This is a genomic window from Reinekea forsetii, assembly GCF_002795845.1.
Lineage (GTDB): Bacteria > Pseudomonadota > Gammaproteobacteria > Pseudomonadales > Natronospirillaceae > Reinekea > Reinekea forsetii.
This window is the reverse complement of record NZ_CP011797.1, coordinates 1,631,331-1,655,836: the sequence shown is the minus strand read 5'-3', so window position 1 is coordinate 1,655,836 and position 24,506 is coordinate 1,631,331. Positions and strand designations below refer to the sequence as shown.

Annotated in this window: 28 protein-coding genes; 5 read left to right on the top strand and 23 right to left on the bottom strand. The window is 52.9% G+C overall.

The genetic code is table 11. The annotated features are described in order from the left end of the window. Positions 1-10: 10 nt before the first annotated feature. Complete coding sequence (locus REIFOR_RS07725) at positions 11-541, bottom strand: YajG family lipoprotein (RefSeq protein ID WP_158524324.1); 531 nt, start codon at positions 539-541, stop codon at positions 11-13. A 70-nt stretch (positions 542-611) separates the two neighbouring features. Next, entirely contained in the window at positions 612-1,394 is a 783-nt protein-coding gene (yaaA, locus tag REIFOR_RS07720) for a peroxide stress protein YaaA (protein WP_100257005.1), read from the bottom strand. A 48-nt stretch (positions 1,395-1,442) separates the two neighbouring features. Between yaaA and REIFOR_RS07715 the strand changes: the two genes are divergently transcribed. Both REIFOR_RS07715 and REIFOR_RS07710 read left to right on the top strand, forming a co-directional pair. Then, positions 1,443-2,228 carry a hydroxyacylglutathione hydrolase family protein gene (locus tag REIFOR_RS07715; RefSeq protein WP_145980261.1) on the top strand — a complete coding sequence of 262 codons (786 nt, stop codon included), beginning with the start codon at positions 1,443-1,445 and terminating at the stop codon, positions 2,226-2,228. Positions 2,229-2,281: 53 nt separating this feature from the next. Next, entirely contained in the window at positions 2,282-2,548 is a 267-nt protein-coding gene (locus tag REIFOR_RS07710; protein WP_100257003.1) for a PilZ domain-containing protein, read from the top strand. Between the two features lie 3 nt (positions 2,549-2,551). Here REIFOR_RS07710 and REIFOR_RS07705 read toward each other — a convergent pair whose 3' ends face one another. Then, the gene (locus REIFOR_RS07705) at positions 2,552-3,586 is read right to left on the bottom strand and encodes an NADP(H)-dependent aldo-keto reductase (protein ID WP_100257002.1); all 1,035 of its coding nucleotides are present in this window, start codon (positions 3,584-3,586) and stop codon (positions 2,552-2,554) included. Between the two features lie 71 nt (positions 3,587-3,657). Here REIFOR_RS07705 and REIFOR_RS07700 point away from each other — a divergent pair, with 71 nt between their 5' ends. Genes REIFOR_RS07700 through REIFOR_RS07690 form a run of 3 tightly spaced genes read left to right on the top strand, consistent with a single transcriptional unit; the run spans position 3,658 to position 5,346 of the window. After that, positions 3,658-3,999, top strand: a complete 342-nt coding sequence (locus tag REIFOR_RS07700; protein WP_145980260.1) for a hypothetical protein — start codon at positions 3,658-3,660, stop codon at positions 3,997-3,999. Then, positions 3,983-4,570, top strand: a complete 588-nt coding sequence (locus REIFOR_RS07695; RefSeq protein ID WP_145980259.1) for a hypothetical protein — start codon at positions 3,983-3,985, stop codon at positions 4,568-4,570. Before REIFOR_RS07700 ends, REIFOR_RS07695 begins: the two co-directional genes overlap by 17 nt. A gap of 47 nt (positions 4,571-4,617) precedes the next feature. Continuing rightward, the gene (locus REIFOR_RS07690) at positions 4,618-5,346 is read left to right on the top strand and encodes a heparan-alpha-glucosaminide N-acetyltransferase (RefSeq protein ID WP_158524323.1); all 729 of its coding nucleotides are present in this window, start codon (positions 4,618-4,620) and stop codon (positions 5,344-5,346) included. Positions 5,347-5,395: 49 nt separating this feature from the next. Here the strand turns inward: REIFOR_RS07690 and flhB are convergent, their stop codons facing one another. The 20 genes from flhB to REIFOR_RS07590 form a co-directional block, all read right to left on the bottom strand. After that, a complete protein-coding gene (gene flhB / locus REIFOR_RS07685; RefSeq protein WP_100256998.1) occupies positions 5,396-6,532 on the bottom strand; it encodes a flagellar biosynthesis protein FlhB in 1,137 nt (378 codons plus the stop codon). A gap of 9 nt (positions 6,533-6,541) precedes the next feature. Next, entirely contained in the window at positions 6,542-7,318 is a 777-nt protein-coding gene (gene fliR, locus REIFOR_RS07680) for a flagellar biosynthetic protein FliR (protein ID WP_100256997.1), read from the bottom strand. Positions 7,319-7,322: 4 nt separating this feature from the next. Continuing rightward, a complete protein-coding gene (locus REIFOR_RS07675) occupies positions 7,323-7,592 on the bottom strand; it encodes a flagellar biosynthetic protein FliQ (RefSeq protein WP_100256996.1) in 270 nt (89 codons plus the stop codon). A 10-nt stretch (positions 7,593-7,602) separates the two neighbouring features. Further along, on the bottom strand, positions 7,603-8,358 hold the full coding sequence (gene fliP, locus REIFOR_RS07670; protein WP_100256995.1) for a flagellar type III secretion system pore protein FliP: 756 nt from the start codon (positions 8,356-8,358) through the stop codon (positions 7,603-7,605). 7 nt (positions 8,359-8,365) lie between these two features. Next, positions 8,366-8,827 carry a flagellar biosynthetic protein FliO gene (gene fliO / locus REIFOR_RS07665; RefSeq protein WP_100256994.1) on the bottom strand — a complete coding sequence of 154 codons (462 nt, stop codon included), beginning with the start codon at positions 8,825-8,827 and terminating at the stop codon, positions 8,366-8,368. Between the two features lie 45 nt (positions 8,828-8,872). Next, complete coding sequence (gene fliN / locus REIFOR_RS07660; protein WP_100256993.1) at positions 8,873-9,310, bottom strand: flagellar motor switch protein FliN; 438 nt, start codon at positions 9,308-9,310, stop codon at positions 8,873-8,875. Between the two features lie 35 nt (positions 9,311-9,345). Next, entirely contained in the window at positions 9,346-10,428 is a 1,083-nt protein-coding gene (gene fliM, locus REIFOR_RS07655) for a flagellar motor switch protein FliM (protein ID WP_100256992.1), read from the bottom strand. Positions 10,429-10,437: 9 nt separating this feature from the next. After that, complete coding sequence (locus tag REIFOR_RS07650; protein ID WP_100256991.1) at positions 10,438-10,962, bottom strand: flagellar basal body-associated FliL family protein; 525 nt, start codon at positions 10,960-10,962, stop codon at positions 10,438-10,440. A gap of 178 nt (positions 10,963-11,140) precedes the next feature. Further along, positions 11,141-12,199 (bottom strand): flagellar hook-length control protein FliK, encoded by a 1,059-nt coding sequence (locus REIFOR_RS07645; RefSeq protein WP_100256990.1) that lies wholly within the window; start codon positions 12,197-12,199, stop codon positions 11,141-11,143. Positions 12,200-12,366: 167 nt separating this feature from the next. Beyond that, positions 12,367-12,714, bottom strand: a complete 348-nt coding sequence (locus REIFOR_RS07640) for an Hpt domain-containing protein (RefSeq protein ID WP_100256989.1) — start codon at positions 12,712-12,714, stop codon at positions 12,367-12,369. A gap of 8 nt (positions 12,715-12,722) precedes the next feature. Next, positions 12,723-14,402 carry an ATP-binding SpoIIE family protein phosphatase gene (locus REIFOR_RS07635; protein ID WP_100256988.1) on the bottom strand — a complete coding sequence of 560 codons (1,680 nt, stop codon included), beginning with the start codon at positions 14,400-14,402 and terminating at the stop codon, positions 12,723-12,725. A 12-nt stretch (positions 14,403-14,414) separates the two neighbouring features. Continuing rightward, entirely contained in the window at positions 14,415-14,714 is a 300-nt protein-coding gene (locus REIFOR_RS07630; protein ID WP_100256987.1) for an STAS domain-containing protein, read from the bottom strand. A gap of 319 nt (positions 14,715-15,033) precedes the next feature. Next, on the bottom strand, positions 15,034-15,465 hold the full coding sequence (gene fliJ / locus REIFOR_RS07625) for a flagellar export protein FliJ (RefSeq protein ID WP_100256986.1): 432 nt from the start codon (positions 15,463-15,465) through the stop codon (positions 15,034-15,036). Continuing rightward, entirely contained in the window at positions 15,462-16,877 is a 1,416-nt protein-coding gene (gene fliI, locus REIFOR_RS07620; RefSeq protein ID WP_100256985.1) for a flagellar protein export ATPase FliI, read from the bottom strand. The genes fliJ and fliI overlap by 4 nt, the downstream gene beginning before the upstream one ends. Further along, positions 16,870-18,225, bottom strand: coding sequence for a flagellar assembly protein FliH (locus REIFOR_RS07615; protein ID WP_100256984.1), 1,356 nt, complete (start codon positions 18,223-18,225; stop codon positions 16,870-16,872). Before REIFOR_RS07615 ends, fliI begins: the two co-directional genes overlap by 8 nt. Positions 18,226-18,239: 14 nt before the next feature. Next, positions 18,240-19,295 carry a flagellar motor switch protein FliG gene (gene fliG, locus REIFOR_RS07610; RefSeq protein ID WP_100256983.1) on the bottom strand — a complete coding sequence of 352 codons (1,056 nt, stop codon included), beginning with the start codon at positions 19,293-19,295 and terminating at the stop codon, positions 18,240-18,242. After that, the gene (gene fliF / locus REIFOR_RS07605; RefSeq protein WP_227003797.1) at positions 19,288-21,060 is read right to left on the bottom strand and encodes a flagellar basal-body MS-ring/collar protein FliF; all 1,773 of its coding nucleotides are present in this window, start codon (positions 21,058-21,060) and stop codon (positions 19,288-19,290) included. Before fliF ends, fliG begins: the two co-directional genes overlap by 8 nt. 36 nt (positions 21,061-21,096) lie before the next feature. Further along, on the bottom strand, positions 21,097-21,552 hold the full coding sequence (gene fliE, locus REIFOR_RS07600; RefSeq protein WP_227003796.1) for a flagellar hook-basal body complex protein FliE: 456 nt from the start codon (positions 21,550-21,552) through the stop codon (positions 21,097-21,099). A gap of 240 nt (positions 21,553-21,792) precedes the next feature. Further along, complete coding sequence (locus REIFOR_RS07595) at positions 21,793-23,205, bottom strand: sigma-54-dependent transcriptional regulator (RefSeq protein WP_100256982.1); 1,413 nt, start codon at positions 23,203-23,205, stop codon at positions 21,793-21,795. A gap of 5 nt (positions 23,206-23,210) precedes the next feature. Then, complete coding sequence (locus REIFOR_RS07590) at positions 23,211-24,431, bottom strand: sensor histidine kinase (RefSeq protein WP_158524322.1); 1,221 nt, start codon at positions 24,429-24,431, stop codon at positions 23,211-23,213. Positions 24,432-24,506 lie beyond the last annotated feature (75 nt).

Below are 24,506 nucleotides of genomic sequence, written 5' to 3'. Positions count from 1 at the left end.
GCAGGGGTTGTTAGTTGCTCAAGAAGGTTTCCAGCCCCGCATCACTGAATAAATTCTCCAGCACGGTGTCAAATACCTCATTCAATAAAACCGAATTCTTCTCTTCGCTGGCATAGCCCACCGTATCGATATATTGGCTGGTGGTATGATTCTTCACATAGGTCATATTGCCTCGCTCGACCTTAACGCTGATCTCTGCCGACGCCGTTGAGCGTTTGATGCTCGCCCGCAATGGGGTCACCGCATAGGTCAGTTGCTCAAGCGAAATGTCGATGCGCGTCTCCGGTAGGCTGGTGGTCACCGTCATGCCAGATTTTGCCAACACTTGCGTGGCCAAACGTTCGATCAGCTCTCGCAATGGCGCTTGCGCGGTAATAGTCGCGCTCTGGGCATAGGCCCCCCCGCGCAAGCCGATGGTACTGCCTGGGCGCTTGTCGCTGACCTCTAGGCTAACCGTTCCTTGTCCTTGGATGAGCCCGTCAGTGCGGATTGTGGGCGCAAAGTCTACCTGTTGAGGTGACAGTTGAGCACAGCTCGCCATGAGCAGCACAACGCTAGTAGCTATACAGGCCTGCAAAGAAATTCGCATAAAAGTCCTTATTGGTGGGTGTTTATTGGCTGGGCCGTTTAAAGGTCCAGATCTGCTGATCCGAATCGGCCGCACTGAATTGATAACCGCCATAATTAAAGGCTTTGATATCATTCAGTTCGGCGATGCTCCCTTCTAATAGGTAACGAATCATCATACCGCGCGCCTTTTTGGCAAAAAAGGAAATTATCTTGTATTCGCCATTCTTCTCATCCTTAAAGACCGGCGTCACCATCGGCACCGTTACCAGGCTGCGGTTTATGGCCTTGCCGTACTCCAGTGACGCCAGATTGATCAAGATATCGGCTTCGGCAGCCTGTAGATCGGCATTTAACAGTTCGGTAATGTGATTGCCCCAAAATTGATACAGATTGGTACCCTGCTCAGTTTTTAGTCGGGTGCCCATCTCCAAACGATAGGGTTGAATGGTATCCAGCGGCCGCAACAGTCCATAGAGACCTGAGATGATGCGCACCCGTTGCTGAGCCGTGTCGATCTGTGGCTCGGTCAGGGTATTGGCACTCAGGCCGGTATAGACATCGCCCTGAAAGGCAAATAAGGCCTGTTTGCTGTTGGCTCGTGTCATGGTCGACTGCCAAGCGTGATACCGATCGACATTGAGTTGCGCGAGCGGCTCGCTTAAGTGCATCAAACTCCGTATTTCCGCCACCGAAAGCCCCTCCAAGTGGCCGATTAGGGCACTTGCCTGGTCGCCAGAGCGATAACGGGTGCGAACATCGGTCGGCGCCTCGGATTCAAAATCCAAGGTTTTAGCCGGTGAAATAACGGCAAAAAACTTCACCATAAGGGTTAGAACCTCTACACTAATTTAAATTAAGTTAACGTGAATAATATGCAAATACTCCGTACTCATGTGCCAAACTCCGCCAATAACTATAACCACCTGGTCTATTGTCCCCAGACCCGGGTCACGGCGGCCGTGGATCCGTTCTCGGCGGAACATCTAATAGCCTTGGCACAGGCCAATAACTTAGTTATTGAACAAATCTGGGTTACCCACGAGCACCACGATCATATTCGACATGTGCACAAACTGAAAGAGCTGACCGGTGCGCCGATCTTTGCCCCGAGCACCTGCCAGGCTAAGTTCGAGGCCGATCATTGGCTCGACGACGAACAGCAGGTGGTGCTGGGTCGACACTCGATAACCCACCTGTTGGCACCGGGTCATACGCCCGGTCACAGTGTATACCTCTATCAGGACGCGGACCGACCGAGTGAGGATTTCATCCTCAGTGGCGATACGCTCTTCAATGCCGGCGTCGGCAATGTCAAATCCGGCGATGCCAACACCCTGTTCGATACCGTTATGCGTCTGAGCAAACGGCTAACGCCGACCAGCAGACTGTACAGCGGGCACGATTATCTGGTGACCAATCTGAAGTTTACCCTGCACCATGGGCCCCAAAACCAGGCGGCGGCAGAAACCTTGCTGGCCGTTGAGAAGCAGAGCCCGGACCAGCGTGCGATACAAAGCTGGCACGAGGAGTGTCGCTACAACCTTTTCCTAAATCTGGATTCGGACCAGGTCAAGCATATCACCCAGATCCACGAAACCAATACCGAGTCTACCCGCCGGCGCTTTCTGGCACTGCGCCAACTCAGGGATCAATGGTGAGGATCGGCCAAAATCACAGCAATCCTTTAACCTATTCGGTCATTTAAGGCCTTATGGACGATGACCAACGACAGCATCCGCGCACACCGATCAAGATGATTGTTCAGATGACCCTGGATCAGGGTCAGGGCCTGCGGGTCGAAACCCGGGACATCTCGAACGGCGGCATCGGCATCCATCGACCTACGACCCCGGTCACCGACTGGTGCGTCGGCATGAAGGTCCAAGCCAAGATCGTTGGCTTGCCAATAGAGGGCCCGGAACTGACGCTGTCGGTGGTCAATATTAGCGCTGCGCGCATCGGTCTTAAGATTCTCTAGCCCTTAGGGACAAGGGTTCGGCTGACTGGCATGAACGGCCTCAAGCGCACTCAGCACCTCGTCACTCAGGCTCAGCTCGGCGCTGGCAATATTGCTCGCCAGCTGCACCAGATTGGTGGCGCCAATAATGTTACTGGTCACAAAGGAGCGGCTACTGACATAAGCCAGTGCCATCTGAGACGGGTCGAGACCGAACTGATCGGCAATGGTCAAATACTGCTCCGTGGTATTTTCCGCCAAGGTCGAGTTATAGCGTTGAAAACGGGTAAACAACGACAGTCGGGAACCCTCCGGCTTAGCACCGTGACGATATTTGCCACTGAGCAGGCCCATGGCCAACGGCGAATAGGCCAGTAGACCAACCTGTTCACGATGCGCAAACTCCGCCAGTCCCACTTCAAAGGTCCGATTCAACAGGCTGTAAGGGTTTTGAATTGAGACCACCCGGGCCAGGCCGGCTGCGCGAGACACCCGCAAGAATTCGGCGACACCCCAGGGCGTCTCATTGGACAGACCGAGATGGCGGATCTTGCCAGCCTGGATCAGGCGATCGCAAGCGATCAGGGTTTCTTCGATGGCAACGTCTTGGTCCGCGTTGTCACTAGCGCTATAGCCCAACTTGCCAAAGAAATTGGTCGAACGGCTTGGCCAATGCAATTGGTACAGATCGATATAGTCGGTTCTTAGGCGCTCCAAGCTGCTTTCTACCGCCGCGACAATCTGCTCGGCGCGCAGATTGGCATCGGGCCGAATATAGTCCATGCCGGTCGAGGCCACCTTTGAGGCCAGGATTAATCGTTGGCGATGACCGGTTTTGGCGAGCCAGGTGCCTATATAGGATTCGGTCCGGCCCTGGGTTTCCGGCCTGGGCGGGACGGGATACATCTCAGCGGCATCGAAGAAATTAATGTCATGCGCTAAGGCATAGTCCATCTGCGCATGGGCTTCGGCTTCGGTATTTTGCTCGCCCCAAGTCATAGTACCTAGGCAAATTTTAGACACTTTTAGATCTGTACGCCCTAATTGACGGTATTCCATAGATAGTTCCGATATTTATGATTCAGAACAGTCTATAATAGCCCAATTATTAACACATTAATGGACGAAGTATGCCACGCAAGTCAAAATCCCGGTCTATGAAAGGCCTACTGGGTGTAAAAACAGGATCGAAGAAAGACTTTATCAAGCAGGGCGAGATGGGCAAAATACCCAGCCACAACCGCTTGGAAAAGCATAAACATAAGCGCATGAAGTCGGCTTATCAACAATTCCTGGAAGAAAACGGCCTGAAGGACAGCAGCTCCGGTCTCAATACGGCGAATCAACGTTTGGCCCAAGCTCAGGCCGACGCCAAAGCCAAGCCGGAAGTTGTCAAACCGAAGAAACCAGAACGGGTCCTGAAGGACTTTAATACCTTATCAGGCGATGAACTCCTTGATCTGTTTAATTAGCCGGCTGCATAAGTTGCAGAGAGTCGGCCTGGCTGCGCTTTGCCTAATGGTGCTGGGCTTTGCTCCAGTTCATGGGGCAGACTTTGGTGAGGCCGCGTGGGGCATGTCGCCGGCCGAGATCCGCGCGCTTGAAAGCAGGCTCAATCTGACGCCCATCGGTGAACTAGACTATCTAATTTACCAGGCTGATATTCCCGGTGTTGAGCAGGCGCGTATTGTTTATCAGTTCAAGGACCTGATGCTGATCGAGGGACGGTTCCTATTTACCACCAACGATCCGGCGAATATTCAGCAGGCGGTAGACCAATATCAGCAGATTTTGGCGCTGATGAACAGCCAATATGGCCCGGCCGTCACGCAGCGGGTGCTTTCCGACCCTAGCGCTGAGGCGCAACCGGCATCGGCCGATTACGCCAACGAACTGGCTGCCGATCGGTTGATCCTCAAATCCTCTTGGCGCTCTTCCACCGCAACGGTGCAACATCAACTGGCTTGGCAGGTAACGCAACCCAACCACCAACTGGTCTATCTGCCCAGTGTGCCGATGCCAGACTTCAAAGACGCGAACTAATGGCAACTTTGCTCACTATGCCGTTTTTTGCCTAATGAATGTCAAGCATGTCTGATGTGAACTCCGGTGCAGTTCACACTGGCCAACGCATCCCGTTAGTCGATGAGCTCAGGGGGCTGGCCGTTCTGTTGATGGCCGGTTTCCATTTTTGCTATGACCTAAGCGCTTTTGGCTTCCTTCGGTTCGAAATGAACGGCGGATTTTTCAGTTGGTTTCGCTACCTCATCGTCACACTCTTCTTTATCGCGGTCGGCGCCGGCCTGTATCTGGGCCACAGCAAAGCGATCCAATGGCGCCATTTCTATCTGCGTGAAGTAAAAATTATCGCTGGCGCTCTGGTGATTAGCCTAACCACCTACCTGATGTACCCGCAGTCCTGGGTTTGGTTTGGCGTGCTGCATTTTATTGCCGTGGCATCGGTCTTGGCCCTGCCCTTTATCAAAGCCCCTAGGACGGCCTTGATTACTGGGGTGGCAATCTTCCTGCTCTACAATCTGCTGGACTGGTTTAACCTGGCACCGCTCTACCAAGCACTCCAACCGACCCTGCATCTGCCGCGCGGCACTCAAGATCTGACGCGTCTGATTCCCTGGCTCGGCATGGTGTTGATCGGCATATATCTGGCCAAGCGCGAGTTTTGGGGCGTCTATTCGATGCCGTTGGGTTGGCTCAGGCGGCCCGTTGCTTGGTTGGGCCAACACAGCTTGCTGTTTTATCTGCTCCATCAGGCGCCGTTGTTCGGTCTGGCTTGGCTGCTGGATCGGCTATTGCATTAAGGCCTAGGCCACTAAGTGCCCAGCCTGGCGTTGGGCAAGTTGGTTCCCATTAGGTATCTTGGCGTAAATCGTTTGGAATGGGATACGACGGTTCTTGTGGTTTTTCCTGCACGTTGCCTTTTTTCCATTGCTCCACCTGATAGATATAAGCCAAGACCTGGGCCACGGCAATATAGAGCCCTTCGGGGATTTCGCCACCAATCTCGGTGTGGTGATAAATAGATCGCGACAAGGCCGGCAGCTCCAGAATTGGCACCTTATACTCTCCGCCAATTTCACGAATCTTCAGTGCCACCATATCAACCCCCTTGGCGACCATCAGCGGAGCCGGCATCTCGTTCGGCTTATATTTTAGCGCTACAGCATAGTGCGTTGGGTTGGTGATGATCACATCGGCCTCGGGCACATCGCTCATCATGCGTCGATTGGCCATATCGCGCTGCAACTGACGAATTTTGGCCTTAATTTCCGGCTTACCCTCAGAGCTCTTATATTCGTCCTTAATTTCTTGCATGGTCATGCGCAGTTTTTTGGCATGACTGAAAATCTGAAACGGCACGTCAATAAGGGCAATTATCAACGTGCTACAGGCCATCAATAGAAAGGACCAGGCCAGGGTTCTACTGGCGTGAGCAATGGCGTTTGGGGTCGGTTCAAAAATCATCGATAGAAACTGATCCTTCAGGCCGAATAACACCAGGATGGCGGATGTGGCGACAACGATGACCTTACCCCAGCCTTTGAGCAGTTCAACTAAGGAATTCATTGAAAACATCCGTTTGAGCCCCGAGAAGGGATTCATACGCGATGCTTTCGGGGCTAAGGCCTTGGTCGAAAAGTTCCAGCCACCCAGGCTCATCGGCGCAGCCAGCGCGGTTAACAGCAGCAGAGCAAAGAAAGGTAACAGCGCGGTAAAGGCGGCATAGATAGAGGCCAAGAAATATTCACCGCTGATATTGGTGTCCCAACTGGCACGGGCATCGAAATCAAAACAGAAGCGCATCACTTCCATTAGGGTGTTGCCCATCAACGGACCAAATACCAGAATACAGATTGCCGACACGATCAAGATAGCGCTGGTGTTGAGCTCTTTCGAGCGCACGACGTTGCCCTCCTCGCGCGTTTTCTCGAGTTTCCTGGACGTGGGTTCTTCTGTTTTTTCCTGGGAGGAATCTTCCTCAGCCATCACAAGCTCCTATAAACCGACTAAGGTTCTCATTAACGTGACATGGATGGTTAGAAACTGTTCGACCAACGGGCTGGCTGCGGCGTAGCTGGCCCAAACAATGATCAGACCGCCGAGCATGGTAATTGGAAAACCGAGTGCAAATACGTTCAACTGCGGTGCCGCACGCGTCATCACACCGAAGGCAATGTTTACCAAGAGCAAGGCTGAGGCCGCCGGCAAGGCTAACATCAAGCTGGCGCGAAAGACCCAAGCGCCGAAATCGGCCAAGGTTTTCCATGCGTGTGCGGTAAACAGACCTTCGCCGACGGGCAATGAGTAGAAGGAGTCCACGACCACCTCAAGCGTAATCAGATGACCGTTAATGGCCAGATAGACCAGCGTCACCAAGGCCTGATACCACTGACTCAAGACCGCGACCGACACCCCATTGGCGGGGTCGACCATCGACGCAAAACCCAAGCCCATCTGCATGGAAATGGTTTGGCCGGCGAGGATAAACACCTGCATGATACCGAAGACCAGAAACCCTAGGGTTGTGCCGATAAGCACCTGTTCGAGAATTATGACGATTGTTTGAGTGTTAAGCGCTTCAATAATGGGCATCGGCGGCAGCACGGGATAGATCGCGGTGGTCATCACCAGCGCCAGACCCAAGCGCAAACGCACCGGGATGAGCCGTGAACCAATCACCGGAACGATGACGAGAAAAGAACTGATGCGGAAAAACGGCCACATAAAGTGACTGACCCAACTGGCGATCATGGCATCGGAAATTTCCAGCATCCGGCTAACCTATCATCAGGGGGATGTTGAGAAATATATTATTGACGTAATCCACAAGTTTACCGATCAAATAGGGTCCTGAGACCAGCATCATCAACAATGTCACCAGCAAGCGCGGTAAAAAACTTAGGGTTTGCTCATTAATTTGGGTCGCCGCCTGAAAGGTGGCCACGATCAAACCGACCAACAAGCTGGGAACGATAATCACACTGACCATCAGTACCACTATAAAGAGCGCTTCTGAGAAAATATCACCGATATTCATCGCATTCATTGGTTGGCTCCTACATATTAAAGCTGGACGCGACCGAACCCATAACCATGGCCCAACCGTCGACTAGGACAAACAGCATGATTTTGAACGGCAAGGAGATAATAATGGGCGACAGCATCATCATACCCATGGCCATCAGAATGGAGGCAATAACCAAATCGATGATCAGGAAGGGTATAAAGAGCAAAAACCCGATCTGAAAAGCGGTCTTCAATTCGCTGGTCACGAAGGCTGGCATCAAAATATTAAGCGGCACGTCTTCGGGCGTGTCAAAATTATCCACCTCCCCGGCCAAGCGAATAAACAACGTCATATCGCTGTCACGAGTCTGCTCCAACATAAAGGTCTTTAACGGCGCGACGGCCCGATCTAGGGCCTCTAACGGGAGAATTTCTTCGGCCATATAAGGCTGGATGGCATCGACATTGATCTGGTCAAAGACCGGTGCCATAACAAAAAAGGTTAGGAACAGGGCCAAACCAATCAGCATCTGGTTGGACGGTGTTTGTTGCAGACCGATGGCTTGGCGAAGGATGGCGAAGACAACGATAATGCGCGTAAAGGCTGTCATCATCATGAGAATCGCCGGAATGAAGGTCAGGGCCGTCATCAGGGCGAGAATTTGGATGGTCACTGAATAGCTGGTACCGCCATCGGCGGCGGTATTGAACTCAATCGCCGGAATGCCGGCACCATAGACTGCAGGAGTTAAGCAACAGAGCAGTATGAACGCGAAGGGAACCTTACTTGCACGGGCTAACGCCACCCAGGACTCAGTCTTTGCGCCCGTCGTTGGGTGAATTTTTGTGTTGAGACATTGGTTCACTATCGAAACCCTTTAACAGACCTTTAAGTCGGTCGGCAAACGGGCTGGTTTGAGCAGGGCCGTTCAAGTCTATCGGTTCTTCAAAACGATGTAGCGTTTGAATCCCATTAGGCGTCACACCGATCAATAAATATTCCGATGCTGCTCGAATTATCATCAATTTTTCGCGCGTACCCAAGGGCATTACCGATAACACTTGAATGTGCTTCTGGTTCAGACCAACACCGCCAGACATCCGTCGTATTAACCATGCACACGCAAAGATAAGGCCAACTACTAAGATCAGCATTAAAATTACTTTAAGATAGTCTTGGCTGGCCGTTGAAACGCCCACTTCGGCATACACCCGACCGACCGACCCCAGGCCTAACAACCCCAGCCCTAAAGGCTTTTGACCCCAACCGACCATGAACTTAACCTCTTAGCGACTTGCCGATACCTAAAACATCGGGCTTTAACTCAGCTTTTGAATCCGCTCTTGTTGGCTAACCACATCGGTCAAGCGAATGCCGAACTTTTCATTGACCATGACTACCTCGCCGTGCGCGATCAGTCGGCCATTGACCAGGACATCCAACGGCTCACCCGCCAATCGATCCAATTCAATCACACTGCCCTGGTTCAGCTGAAGCAGATTCCGAATCGGAATCTTGGTCGCGCCCACTTCCATCGAAATGGTGACTGGAATATCGAGTATGACTTCCAAATTAGGATTATTTTCACTAAAGCCTTTTCCAGCCCTGTCTTTGAATTGCTCAAGCGGCGCGACTTCAACATCGCCGTTTGCCGAATCCCCCATGGCTCCCCATTCATCTGCGGAATCATCGGTTTCCGGGCTAAGACCATCAATTAGCGCATCAACATCAATACCATCTGGGTTGTCATCACTCATCTTTACATCTCCTAAAACTGGGTGTCTGATGGGGCTTATCTGGCCTTTTCAGGTTTCTTTTTGGTACGCATGGACTTCAGCTTGCTTTTCATGCCCCCTAGATCGACTGTGACCGGTTTACAGATGGCTTCAATCCGCAGCGCGAGATTGTCACCGGACTGGCCCAACGTGGTATCGAATAGGGGAATCGAATTGGCCGTCATGGTAATAAAGGGTGGCAAATCGATCGGGATAATGTCACCGGCCTGGAGGCCTACCAACTCTTTCAATTTGATCTCGCGCTTGGCTACCGTAGCGTTAATTTCTATTTTAGCATCGAGCATATCGTGTCGCAGGGACTCAACCCAGCGCTCGTCGATCTCGTCTATATCCGATTGAACGCCGGCATCCAGTACTTCGCGCACCGGTTCAATCATCGAATAGGGCATGGTCATGTGTATGTCGCCACCACCACCGTCCAGCTCGACATGAAAAGTACTGACCACCACGACCTCACTGGGTGAGACGATATTAGCCATGGACGGATTGATCTCCATCGCTATATATTCAAAATCGATGTCCAGCACCGCGCTCCAGGCTTCCTTCATGTCTTCGAAGACCTGATCTAAGACCTTCTGCACGATGCGGACTTCGGTAGGGGTGAATTCCCGACCTTCAATTTTTGCGTGCCGCCCGTCTCCGCCGAAGAAGTTATCAACCAACTTAAACACCAGGCCGGCGTCGAGGATAAACAACGCCGTGCCGCGCAATGGCCGTATCTTGACTAAATTCAGGCTAGTCGGAACGTATAGAGTGTGCAGGTATTCGCCAAATTTGAGGATCTGCACCCCACCGGCGGCCACATTGCAGCTGCGCCGCAATAGATTGAACATACTCACACGCGTATAGCGAGCAAACCGCTCGTTAATCATTTCCAGCGTCGGCATTCGGCCGCGCACGATTCGATCCTGACTGGTCAAATCATAGGAGCTGGTCGCCTTTACTTCTTTTTCTTTTGCTCGCTCTTGCTCTTGCTCTGCTTCAGCGTCATCTTCGGCGCCATAGTCGTCATCTAGAGCGCCATCATCGATGCCATGTAATAAGGCGTCAATTTCGTCTTGCGAAAGTAAATCTTGCACTACTTCACCCTATTGCAAAATAAAACTGCGATATAAAACGGACTCAATACCAGGATCGTCCATTTCGGCCTTCATAATATCTTGAACGGAGGCGGTTAATTCATCGGCCAATTTTTGTTTGCCCGCAGCACTGCCTACTTGCGCGACGTCTTGGCGACTGAATACATCCAATAAGTTATTCCGGATCAATGGATTGTGCAGCGCGAGCAACGCAATAACGGCCGGATCTCGGGTTAATACGGACAACTCTACCTGTAAAAACCGCATTTTGCCGTTTTGGGTATAATTGATCACAAAGGCAGGCTGCATCGCATGATATAAAGCTGCGATCGGCATCTGCGCCGGAATGGCCATGCCATTTGCTGCCGTTGCCAAGGGCTCGGCGGCAGACATCTTGTCCTTCAACAGGAACCAGGTACCCCCAACAGACAGGATGGCAATAAGCAAAACACCGAATACGATCATCAATATCAGCTTGAGTTTGCCTCCGCCCTTCGCCTCGCCCTCAGGGACTGGGATATCTTCATCGGCCATAATTCGGTCCTAACATTCGGTTATTTAAAAAACAGCAAGCAGTGTGCCATAAGGTGGCCCGGAGTATATCAAAGTTTCGTCGAAGCCCGTCATGTCTATTACCTGCCAAGGGACAAATTCATTGTGCGTCATCTGATTCAGATTGGGGGTTTTTGAAACCGTCAAAATGCTGCCACCCTTAGACGTATTGATCGACCAGGCTGAGGTTCTGGATAACCTCGGCGGCCGGTTCGCTCACGCCATCGAAACCAGGCTCGGCCGGAGCATTATTGACACCAGAGCCACCGTCGCGCGTCGCGCCCCCCTGCCCCTGGCTAGATGAGTCCTGTACATCCAAATTAGCCAGCGCCATACCTTGTTCCGCCAAGGATTCTCGCAGTCGAGTAGACTGTTGCTCCAACAGGTCGCGTACCACACTTGAACTGGACACTATTTGGACCTGAGTTTGATCCTGCTGCACCAGTATGCGCACTTCTAAAGCACCCAGCTCTGGCGGATCGAGACGGATCACCGCCTGTTGCAAGCCGCCTCGGGTCATCATTTGAATCTTGTCAAACAGTTCACTGCCGGCATAATCGAGCTTCATGGGACGATTGAGGAGTTCATCTGTTTTGGCGGCCAGAGGATTAGGAGTGGCGGCCAACGCGGGTCGAGCCGACGGCTCATTGATCGAGCCGAGGCCTGATAAAGGCCTTAATACCGGCGCCGCTGGGCTGTCGGTTGCGGCGCTCAGCGCCATGGTGTTGACCCGTTGCGCGTTGGCGACCGTCACCGCCGGCGTATTGGGTTTAGTATCGGCGCCCAGTAGGTTGGCATCATCGCCTTCTGTCGAACCTGCCTGCACATCCGTGGTTTCTGCAGACGGCGAAGACGATGGCGTTAGCGATGGTGATGGTGGTCCGGCGCGCGCGGCTTCTGAACTGGAAGGCGCCAGCAGACCAGCATTTGCCATCAGATAGTTCAAGAATCCTTCACTGTCCATCTCTTCTACCGGATCGGACAAGTCAGATTGCGGCAAATCCTCACCGCTATCCTCCCGCAGCTGTGCATCGTCAGCGGCCAATTTTGTCTGTCGATCGGCAACCCGAGCCACCGATTCGGTCTTGCTGAGCAACTGATCGAAACGCCGCTCATCAGCCCGCTCGTGATCTTCTAAGCGTTTGGCGGCGACGTTTCGCGCTGTAGCCGGGGTGTTTTGGTTCTTTACTTCGATGGCCTGCATCAGATAAGACAGCATAATCACTAAGACCTAAGTTGAGCGGTTTCATTAGTTAATGCAATCCTGGGGCCATGTTTAAGAATTTTAAAATGCGCGCAAACTACGGTGGGGAGATCAATAATACGGGGAATATATAGATCCCATTAGCATGCAACAGGGATCGATGGTGGCTAACAGGGGCCTGTTCATGGGTTTATCAGCAGGCCATTCAACTCGCCAAAAACCCATTCAGCCTCCTGCACCAAGACCGGCATAAGGGCCTCGCAGCGCTCCAGCTGACCGGCTTTGGCGTAGTTTTCCAGCTGATCACTGAGTTGGTTAAATTCGACGCAGCCCATATTGCCGCTCGATCCCTTTAGACTGTGCGCCGACATCCGCGCAGTGCTAAGGTCCTGTGCTGTGATGGCCGCCCTCAACTGCTCGAGTCGGTGCTGGGCATCCCGAATAAAGATCGCGATCAGGTCTGAAAAGTCGTCTTCCAATAGACTCTGTAATTCTGTTAAGACTTGCCTATCCAGGCGCGCGCTTGACATGGTGCGGCCTACCGGCTCGAAGGCCAACGCAGTAACGCGGTGACTGCGTTGCCCGTTGGGTTGTAATAAAAATCTTCACAGATGCCATCGATCAAACGCAAGCCACGACCACTGCAACCGTCGTCAGGAACGTCGCGGGCCAAAAACAGCTGGTGATCAAAGCCCTGCCCGCTATCGCTAATAGTCACTTCAAGCACACCGCCGGTCGCTTCAGGATAATGGCTGACGCTAATGATGATTTTGCCTTCGGTGAGTACCGACAAGCGTCGCTCGCGTTCGGCATAATAGGCGCTGAAGCCATCTGTCGATGATTTAAGCGCAGAGGACAGTGATAAGACACCGTGTTCAAGAGCATTAGAATAGAGTTCGGCCAACAGGGTGTAGAGTTGACCACTCAAACCGCGCAAGCCCTCGACTTCGGTTATGATATTTAACACCAAGGGCAGGGGATTGAAGCCGCGCAGTGTTAAAGGCCCCAAGGTATAGGACAGTTCCCAATCCTGGGGCCCCACCAGCGAGCCCCGTTTATTTTCCAGATCAGGCAGGCCAAGTACATCCATATCGACCATCTTAACGCTGAGCAGCGTCAGATCGTCATCTGCGCCCGTTTCACCAACAAACCGCTCGACCGCCGTCAGGATCGAGCTGAACAGGGTGTTGACGGCAGACTGTTTAAATATCGCCTGCAGACGGTCTTCGCCAAAGAACTCCCCGGCCTCATTGCGCGCTTCAATAATGCCATCGGACCAGATAAAAAGTTCATCATTATCGGCCATGGTTAAATTGATAAATTCAGGCTGAAATTGATGCGCGTCGAGCACACCCAAGGGCAAATTGCTGGCTCTAAAGGTTTCGATTGTTTGGCTTTCAGCGCGGAAACACACTATATCGGGCAAACCACCCAACCATATCTTGGCATGCTTTTCGTAAAAATTGAGTTCGACAAAGCACCCACAGCAAAATACACCGACCGGTAAGATCCCGCGTAACTTACTGTTTATTTCCCGCAACACCTCTTCCATGGCAAAACCCTTGGCGGTCATACCATAGAAAATCTCCGCCAGCGGCATCGCACCAATGGCCGCAGGCAGACCGTGACCGGTAAAATCACCCAAAAACAGGTGCAGACCACCGTCTGGTTTGCGCTCGGCCAATACCGTATCGCCGTTAAAGACCGATAAGGGCGACAGGCTGTGGGAGATATTGGCCAGATCAAGACAACCGGAATGGGCCACATTATCGAAAATGGTTTTCGCCACCTGTTGTTCGATCAACATCTGACGATTGTGCGCCTGCAGTTTCTCGTGCATAAGACGCATACGGCCAAAGGCCTTGATCTTGGCTTTTAAAATCACCCTATTATAGGGTTTGGAGAGGAAGTCGTCTCCGCCAGAGTCTAGGCATTTAGCCAGTGACTCCGGGTCTTGCAGAGAGGTCAAAAATACAATGGGAACATAGTCTTCTGCGAGCCGGCTGCGCAGCTCTTTGGCGACGGATAGACCGTCCATGATCGGCATAATAACATCGAGTAGGATGAGATCGGGTCGGTGCTCCCAAAACAGACGAATGGCCTCTTCACCATTGGCCGCCAGTATGACCTCGTGGCCCTCCTTGCTGACAATACTGCGCAATATCATCCGATCGGATTCGTTGTCATCAGCGATCAAAATGCGCAGTGAAGAGTTCATCCGTATCTCGTCTTAACTAATTTTAAACAATTGCCCAAAGTTTGAGATGGTTAAGATTTTTTTAACATCTTCATTACAGTTGACTATATCAATATTGGCGTTATCGCCACCGGCGTGGTCGCGCATTAGCAACAGCATGCCCAGGGCTGAGCTGTCCAAGTAGGTCGCTTCGGCCATATCGACTATATAGTTGGTGACCTCGACCGAGACCGATTCGTAAATTTGCCGGAATTCTTGATGGGAACTGAAATCAAATCGACCTGAAACCTTCAATTTGATCGTGTTACCGTTCGTTGATGCAGTGACTGCCATGTTCAATCCTCGTTTATGTGCCACATTTCCTATAACTGTAGTTCCTTCTCCATTATTCTCCATCAGGGCAAGGAACTAAGCTCAGAACGTCCATTTCATGCTGTGATTATTTTAACGACATTTAAAACAGTTGCCCACACCCAGTAAAACGCTTTTAACGGCATTTTAGGCAGAACTGCCGGATCTAGGCCCTTATCGCTTAAGGACTAATTTGCTGCAATTGCCTAACTCAGCAATACTCCACCGCCTAAAGAGCGTTAGCGATACTTATACGTAACCTAGGAAAAATTTTAGATTGTGCGCCTGCGCACCAGAAAACTCAACGAAAACGCTGACTGATCAATTCATCGATCACCTTTTGTTCTTTTTTGTCCTCGACCAAGACTTCTTCGATAGACAACTTGTCGATATATTGGCCAATATTCTTGCGTCTCTGATAGAGCAGCTGCCACTTGTCCAAGACTTGCTGTTCACGTGCGTGCCAGCCGTCAATAGTAATCTGTTGGCGTTGCGCCAAATCCGCCAGCTGATCAATAAAGCCCTGCGTTCGGCGCCACTGCTGCATACTGATGCCCAATGCCCCCTGCTGATCGAGATAGCCGAGGTACTCTTCGCGATATTGACCCAACTCCAACAACCGGTTGTTCTCAACGTCCAGTTGCGCGCGCACCTGGGCCAAAGCCTGCGCAGCCTGGTCTTCACGCTGCTTGGCCAATTTTTCGACAATCCCCAGCCGGACCGAGCGCTTCACTGTGGCTTAGCCGGGGCCGCCGGTCGATTCTGACGCAAGGGTCGACCACCGGCCATACCCGCTCCGGCAGCGGCTGCGGCCGGGGCTGAGTTGACAACACCCGTCAATAGCTGAACGGACTGTTTGAAAGGCACCTGTTCACGCAAACCCTGGCGCAAAAAATCGCGCAAGGTCGGATACAGGCTGATGGCCTTATCGATTTCTGGATTGGTACCCTTGGTGTAGGCACCAATGGCGATAAGATCCTTGTTCTGGGCATAGGTCGACCAGAGCTGCTTGGCCGACTGGGCCGTTTTCAGGTGTTCATCCGACACCACCTGAGGCATCGCACGACTGATGCTCTGTTCAATATCGATCGCCGGATAGTGGCCCTCTTCGGCCAGCTTCCGATTGAGCACAAAGTGCCCGTCCAAGATGGCGCGTGACGCGTCGGCGACCGGATCTTGCTGGTCATCGCCTTCCGTGAGCACAGTATAAAAGGCGGTAATGGAGCCGCCGCCCACTTCGGCGTTGCCGGCCCGCTCAACCAGTTGTGGAATGCGTGCAAAGACTGACGGCGGATAGCCCTTGGTCACCGGCGGTTCGCCGATGGCCAAGGCAATCTCGCGCTGGGCCTGAGCGTAACGGGTAAGGGAGTCCATCAGCAATAGCACAGACTTGCCTTGCGAACGAAAATATTCGGCAATCGCCGTGGTGTATTGGGCTGCACGCAAGCGCAGCAATGGCGCATCATCGGCCGGCGAGGCGACAACGACGCTGCGCGCCAAGCCATCCTCGCCTAGAATATCTTCAATAAACTCCTTAACCTCACGGCCCCGCTCCCCGATCAGCCCGACGATGGTGATGTCGGCATCGGTGAATTTGGTCATCATGCCAAGCAAGACCGACTTACCCACACCCGACCCGGCAAACAGTCCCAAACGCTGCCCGCGACCCACCGTCAAGAGCGAGTTAATAGCGCGGATGCCGACATCCAATGGCTGACGTATGGGGGCCCGATGAAGTGGATTTATAATTGAACCATTCAAACTTTGTTGCACGCGGCAGCGCAACTCACCCTTCCCATCGATGGCCTCGCCAAAGCCGTTCACTACTCGTCCGAGCAATTCATCGCCCAATACCAGATCATTCCCAGTTTCCAATGGCACCACACGCGCGCCGGGGCGCAATGAATGCACCGCTTGGATCGGCATTAAGAAGGTTTTCTCATCGTGGAAACCGACCACTTCGGCCTCGATGACTTGCTGTTGATCGATGACCTGACAGCGCTGCCCGACGCTGGCGTTGAGACCAACAGCTTCTAAGGTTAGGCCAACCATTCGGGTTAAACGCCCCTGGCAGATTGGATGAATTTCTGTGTCGACCCGCTGCTCGCAATCGGCGATAAAATCGCTTAGCGGCTGTTCACTCATGGACGGGTTCCGAATCGGCCTCGGGGCTTTGATCGATAAGCGTTTCCGACTCAGAAAACGTCTCTTCCGGGGGTTCGGTTGTGATCGCCGACGGATCAGCCACTGCTGGTTCGGCTTCTGCTGGTTCGGCTTCTGCTGGCGCGGGTTCGGCTTCCGGCGCTGTTGCTTCGGCTGCTGCTGGCTCAGGCTCAGCTTCAGACACTACCGGTTCGGCTTCTGCTGGCGCGGGTTCGGCTTTCGGCGCTGTTGCTTCGGCTACTGCTGGCGCGGGTTCAGCTTTCGGCGCTGTTGCTTCGGCTACTGTTGGCTCAGGCTCAGGCTCAGCTTCAAACACTACCGGTTCGGCTTCTGCTGGCGCGGGTTCGGCTTTCGGCGCTGTTGCTTCGGCTTCTGCTGGCGCGGGTTCAGCTTTCGGCGCTGTTGCTTCGGCTACTGTTGGCTCAGGCTCAGCTTCAGACACAACCGGTTCGGCTTCGAGCTCTGCTTGCGCGAGATCGGCATCAGGCTCGCCTAGCTCTCCGATCAACGGTTGCTCTGACAGGGGCGATTGGGATGCTTTCGCACTGTCCTCGCCTAATTTGGTCATCAGATGTCTAACGGCGGCATCAAAACGGTGTTCCAAGGTATAGTCGACGTAGCTGTATTGAGTTTTAATTTTACAGCCGCCGACACTGACCTTGACGTCGCCCTCCAGTTGCCAGTGCTTCTCGGCAAACGAGGTGACAAACTCCAATTCACTCGGATTGACCGATAGCGTCAACTTCTCATCTGGGTTGGGCAAGCTCTGCACCGCAGCATGCACCACCGCGGCGATATGGCTGGGCTCCGCGCGCAACTCGTCGCGTATTATCTGGCGCGCAATACGAATCGACAGTGATAACAGGGCCTGCTCCAACTCGGCCTGTTCATGCGGCATTTGCGCCTTAAAGGCGGCTGTTAGTGCTTCAAACACCGCTAGCTTTTCTTTGTTTTTCTTTGCCTCGGCCAGTTCGCCCTTGGCGGTTCCGGCGGCAAGACCCTGCTCGGTACCTTTTTCTTGGCCCGCAATTAGGCCTTCGGCGTGGCCTTCGGTTTGGCCTGCTGAATGACCCTGCGTCATGCCACTTTCAAATCCCTGCTCGAAGCCTTCGTTATAGGCATCCTCACGAATCGACTCCAGTTCCTTTACGGTCGGTGCCTTTATCGTTTCATGCGCCACTTCGTCGACGCTTTCAACGACCTCGGCGCTGGCCTTCGCTTTAGGCGCACCATCGACCACGAGACCATTTTTGTCCCATTTCACCAGGGGCAAGTTGGCCGCGCTGATGACATCTTTACGACGTAATATTGGCTTACTATCAGAAGACATAGACGTCCCCCTTGTTACAACATGGCTTCAGCACCGGCACCACCCAACATTATTTCGCCGGCTTCCGACATTCGTTTGGCAATACCCAAAATCTCTTTCTGAGCCTGTTCGACCTCTGAAATCTTAACAGGCCCCATGGCCTCCATATCATCCTTAAGAATATCAGCGGCCCGTTTGGACAGGTTACCGAGCAACTTCTCAGACAAATCATCGTCCGCGCCACGTAAGGCAAGCTTTAAGGAATCGGTGCTGACTTCACGCAAGAGTGCCTGGATGCCACGGTCATCAACTTCAACGAGGTCGGCAAAGACAAACATCAGATCGGTAATCTGGGTCGCCAGATCGTCATCGACATCCTTAATGCCACCCATGATTTCAGCCTCAATGCTCGATTCGAGGAAGTTCATGATTTCGGCAGCTGTTTTCACACCACCCAAAGCTTGAGCTTGGCCGCCGGCGGAACCAGAGAACTGCTTTTCCAAGATTGCATTTAATTCTTGCAAGGCGGCCGGCTGCACACTTTCCAATGCGGCCACACGCATAACAATATCGAGGCGAACCTTGTCTGTGAAATGCGCCAGAATATCGCCCGCCTGATCCGGATCCAGATAGGCCAAGACGATAGTTTGTATCTGGGGGTGCTCATTGCGGATGATTTCGGCTACGGCCCTCGGCTCCATCCATTTCAGGGTGTCCAAACCGGAGGTACTGCCGCCCATGGTAATACGATCGATCAGAGCCCCCGCCTTGTCTTCGCCTAAGGCCCTGTTGAGCATATTACGAATATACTCATCGGCACCGGCGCCCATACTGCTTTGGCCACTGACCTCTTCTAGGAACAACTTCACCACGCCCTCAATCTGCTCTTGGCGAACATTGGGCATCACCGACATGGAGGTGCCGACCTGTTGAACTTCTTTATGCCCCATATGCTTAAGAACTTCGGCGGCATCTTGCTCACCGACGCTCATCAGCAACATGGCGGCTCGGGTCGCCTTGGGCAGGCCAACCAACGATTTCTTATAATCGTCGCCACCCGTGGTGGCCGGTAACTTAGCGTTTTCAGTCATCACTCGTTATCCATTGTTGAAGCACTAGGGCCACACGGGCGGGGTCTTCCGCGATCAAGCCGCGCAAGACTTCTAACTGCCGCTCAAAACTTTCAGAGGGGCCCATCAAGGAGAAATCATCAATCGAATTCAAACTGACTCGGTCGTCCGCAATAAGGTATTCGTCTACATCGAGATTGGCGAGCGCAGCGTCTTCGGCACTCTCGTCCTGCTCATCGGTACCCTTGGCGAGCAGGTTGCGTATCGCCGGTCGTAATAGACCAAATAACAGAATAAGGACAAATATGCCGGCCAAGACCTGCTTTACAATGACCCAAAACCAGGGCTGCTCATAAAAGGCGGTTAAGACCTCGACTTCTGCTATCTCCCTAAAGGTTGAGTTGATCACGTTAATACTGTCGCCCCGCGACACATCATAACCAACGGCATCTTGCACCAGGGTTCTCAGTCGCAGAATCGCTGCGTCGTCCCACTCCTTTTCGACAAATTCACCGGTATCTGGATCCAAAATACTCAGATCATCGACAACTACTGCAACGGTCAGACGGCGCACTCGACCTTGCTGAAACTGGGTGAAGCTCAGGGTCCGGTCAACCTCATAGTTACGGGTCGCTTCATCGCGCGTTGATATCGGGGTGGTGTTCGCAGCAGTGCCGTCGGGTAGGGTTTCCGGCGCGGTCGCATCGGTTGGTGGCTGGTTCGTCAACGCGCCCGGAATCCCGCCCTGAGTAGCGCTCGCCATTTGCTCATTGACCGTCTGTTCGCTGCGAATCGCAATCAAATCGGGGTTGAACAGCTCTTCGGATTGCTCAACTTTGGTGAAATCGATATCGGCGGTGACTTCCGCCTGAAATTTATCAGAGCCAATGATCGGGCCTAGAATTGAGTTCACCCGCGCCAACAGATTGTCTTCAACCTTACGCTGGTAATCAAACTGACGATTGGTCAGCTCTTCTTCGCGATTCTCTTCGTCATCACTGAGCAGCCGGCCGCGCTGATCAACAATGGACACGTTGGCGGCAGACAACTCTGGAATGGATGTCGACACCAGGTTGCGAATCGCCTTGACCGAACTCTTATCCAGTTCGGAACTGGCGTACAGCTCGGTGAACACCGAGGCGGTTGGTTCGCGTTGATCGCGCACAAAAACCGATCGCTTGGGGATAGCCAGATGGACACGCGCCGTCTTGACCTGATTGATGGACGCGATAGTGCGCGCCAATTCGCCTTCCAAGCTACGCAGATAGCGAGCATTTTCCATAAACTGGGATTGACCGAGGGGCTGAGATTCATCCAATAACTCGTAACCCACGGTCTGATCATCGGACAGGCCGGCTCCGGCAACGGCTAGACGGGCCGCGTGGAGATCGGTCTGTTTGACCAATATCACGCCGCTGGCCGGATCAATGTCGAATTCTAACTTATTGGCCTGCAGCACCTCGATCAAGCCTCGGGCGTCAAAGCTGTTGGTACTGTTCATCAGCGGTCTATAGGTATCTTTTTGTGACCACAACACCACACTCAGGCCCAAGGCGATGCTGGCGGCCAAACCCACCAATAACCCGAATTGTCGGGCCATAGTTAATTTATTGAACCCTGCGACAAGGGGATGCATCCGACTCTCAGGGATGTCGTCCTTATCGATCAGGTCCGAGCGATCACTGGTTGCCGGTGAAAAGTTGGATGAGGGCAGCTGAGCGTCGTCCGCTGAGCCCTTGCTAGGGCTCATCTGGGTGTTTGCTGCCGCGGGTACATTTTCTGTCATAGGGATTCCGGCTAAATAGGGTTAACAGGCGACTCGTTAGAGTGGCATGTTGATGATTTCTTTGTACGCTTCAATCATTTTGTTACGGACCTGGGTCATCGCTTGAAAAGACACACTCGATTTTTGCAAGGCAATCATCACCTCGGGTAGATCCACCCCGGGATCGCCCTGCTCGTAGCGGGATGACATTTCGTTGGCCGTTTTTTGATTGCTATTCACCGTATCGACAGCCGATTTGAACATATCGCCAAAACTCGGTACCGACCCGGTCGGCGTCGGGGCCGTCACCGAGCCAGAAAACTCACCGCCAATCGCTTCGACCTGTTGCTGCAGCTGGTTGCTTTGACTGGAATTATTGATCTGCTTACGCATCTGCTCGATGGTCTTGGCAAAGGCTGAGTTAGAGGCATCTTGGTCACTTGGCGGGGTAACCTGACTGCGTATTGAACGCATCTGCTCAAGCACACCCTGTATATCGACTCGATCTACCATACTTACCTCAGCTTATGTCAATTTTCAGTCTATTTCGGAATCTATCTTTTTGCTTTTGCCAAGAGCTGACAATATACAGGCACTAAATTGACAAACCCGTCTAACTAATAGGATTTAGCAATACACAGGCCAACTATGACCGTTTTCTGAGCATTTGCGTGCCGCGCCGGCTAATACTGCGGAAGCGCCCGGCCGACCCCTGCACCACAGGTCTTATACTTGCCACAATGATAGGTTATTTTAGCGTATTCCGGCAATCGCAGAATCCACATCCATACCCAACTCTCGCATCCGTGCCAACTTATAACGCAACGTTCGGGATGATATACCCAAGTGGTCTGCGGCGCGATTCTTACGCCCGCTGTGCACCCGCAGAGCGTTCAAAATCAGTTCGAATTCACGATGTTTCATATCGGCGTGGATGCCCTCATTTTTACCCGGGGCCGATGTAACCATTGCCGGCAAATCGACATTGGAATCGGTCGAGCCTGAGGCCACGATCAAAGCGTCGCGATGGGCCTCAAAATCAATCAAATGCTCACCCGACAAACCCAAGTCATATCCGCTAATCCACTGGCCACTCTGCAGAATCAGGGCACGTTGGATGGCGTTATCCAATTCTCGGACATTACCCGGCCAGCCATGCGCCAACAAGACCACCTTGGCGCTCTCATCAAAGGTTAAGCCAGGCTTATGCATTTTTTGGCCATGTTTACGCAATAGATTCTCGGCCAATGGCAGGATATCGGCCTTACGGTTGCGCAATGGCGCCCACTGCAAGGGAAACACACTCAAGCGGTAAAATAGATCTTCCCGAAACCGGCCCGAGCTGACTTCCTCGGCCATCGAACGGTTGGTCGTCGCCAAGACACGGACATCGAGCTCAATCACCTTGCGACCGCCGATGCGCTCGACTTCTTTTTCTTGCAGCACGCGCAGCAGCTTGGCTTGTAAGCCCATATCCATCTCGGAAATCTCATCGAGCAGGATGGTGCCGCCATTGGCCTGTTCAAACTTACCCGGATGACTGGCAACGGCACCGGTAAAGGACCCTTTTTCATGACCAAAGAGCGTTGCTTCCAACATGTTTTCCGGAATGGCCGCACAATTGATGGCGATAAAGGGCCCATTGGCTCGACCCGAGTGTTGATGAATATAGCGTGCCAACACCTCTTTGCCGGTGCCGCTTTCGCCGGAAATTAAAATGGTGCTGTCGGTTACTGCGACCTTACGCGCTAGGGCCAAAACGTGTTGACTGGCGGCATCGGCGGCGACCGGCTCACTGCCCGACTGCGGCAGCCGTGGACTGTGCTGTTCAATTAAATCGATCAGCTGATCCGGTGCAAAGGGCTTTACCAGGTAGTCGACAGCGCCCTTATGCATGGCATCGACGGCCTTATCGACCGCGGCATAGGCGGTCACCAAGAGCATCGGGATTTGCGGGTAGTTTTGCCGCACATAATCGAGTAAATCGTGGCCACTCATGCCCGGCATGCTAACGTCGGAGACGATAAAATCAAAAGATTGCTCTTTGAGCGCGACAATTGCCGACTCACCCGATTCGGCACAGACCACAGCGTAGTCCTGTAACGTCAGGGTATCGCTCACGGCTTCCCGTAAGCTGGCGTCATCTTCGACTATTAGGATTTTCACTGCAGTTACCTCTCAACAAATATGGGCAAAGTGACATTAAATTCGGTTCCAACATTTAATTGACTGCTTATGTTCAATTGACCTTTATGCGCCTTGACTGTCGCGATCAATACCGGCACACCCAAGCCCGTGCCATGGCTCTTAGTGGTAAAGAAGGGCTCCTGCACTTTTGCCAGGTGAGCCGCGCTCATGCCGGGGCCGGTGTCCCGAAAGGCGATCTCAATCTGCCCGTCGAGTACCTGACTGCTAATGGTCAAGGTCCCCTGGGCATCCCCGGCTTCCAATGCGTTGTTAATAATGTTCATAAAGGCACTAATTAATACATCGGACTGACACTGCACCTGAGCATGGGACGGCTGCAATTGCCAATGAATACGCGCCTGTGCCGGTCCCGGCAAGCCGGCAACCGCCTCCTGCAAAAGGTTGACGACCTGATCTAGGGTCAGGCGATTAAGCAGCTGACACTCCCCTTTGACATACAGCAGCATGTCTTGTACCTGTTTTTCCAGATGATGCAGGCGACCAACCAACTTATCGACAAACTGATTGTGGGTCGTCGGTGTTAAGCGCGGGCTTTTTAGGTTCGAGGCGTAGAGCAGTGCCGCCGACAAGGGCGTACGCACCTGATGTGCCAGCGAGGCAACCATCTGACCCATTGCCGTGAGCCGTTCTTGGCGCGCGACCTGGGCCTGCAAGGCTCGCGTTTCGGTGTGATCGGTCATCATGATGAGCTGCCCGGAATTATCGAGCGGGCTGGTGGCCAGGCTCACCAGCCGGCCATCGGCTAGGCTCACTTCATGGTAATCGGTTTGTTTTGGAGCGAACGCCAGGCGGACTACTTGCCGCCAAGCCTTGCCTAGCAGCCGTTCGGTGTCGGGGAAGCCCATGGCCTGCCCGAGCCAGCTCTCCGCCGCCGGATTGGTTTGATCGATGAAACCCTTGTTGTCGAGCACAACCACAGCAGCCGGCATTAGGCGCAATAGGCTAGCCAGTTGTTCAGCAATCTGCTCTTTCTCATTCAACTCGGTCAGTCGCTGCGCCGACAGGCTGGCTAACTCACCGCTGAGCTCAACAACCCGTTGTTCGAGCACCTGATAGCTACCGGAGAGTTCTTCGCTCATGGCCGTAAAGGTCGAGAACGCTTGCTGCAACTCTTCCAGAGACTGTTTGTTAAGATCTGTTACGGCGGCGGCCGGTGCTTCCGAAGTTCGAGATACAGCTTGCATAGGCATATACATTCAAAAATTTGACGGTATTGGAGGGAATGCAAAGGAAGTGCCAGTTTTAAACAAAACCGGCAA